Source organism: Bacillus sp. SIMBA_008 (genome assembly GCF_046535495.1).
GTDB lineage: Bacteria > Bacillota > Bacilli > Bacillales > Bacillaceae > Bacillus > Bacillus subtilis.
Map to the genome: position 1 here is coordinate 1 of NZ_JAWRWL010000844.1, position 255 is coordinate 255.

At 41.2% G+C, this 255-nt stretch carries 1 protein-coding gene; it reads right to left on the reverse strand.

The window, feature by feature from the left end; all coding sequences use genetic code 11:
- A partial coding sequence (locus SB658_RS25715; protein WP_410603291.1) for an NAD(P)-binding domain-containing protein occupies positions 1–121 on the reverse strand: 121 nt, incomplete at its 3' end.
- Positions 122–255: the final 134 nt, after the last annotated feature.

Below are 255 nucleotides of genomic sequence, written 5' to 3' on the forward strand. Positions count from 1 at the left end.
TACTGTTGACGACATTCCCCTTTTCAATGACAAGTGCATCAATTCCAATTTGCTTGAATGCGATGGCAGCTGATAGCCCGCATGGGCCGCCTCCTATTATGATCGCTTTTTCTTGTTTCATTTGTTCCACTCCTGTCGTTTCAATGCAATAACAATTGCTAGCTGTTTATGAGTTGTTCCATTCCATAAAAAAATCTCCTATTTAAGGATAGGAGATTTTAAGGCACGATGCAAATGAGCCGCTTAAATCCAGCC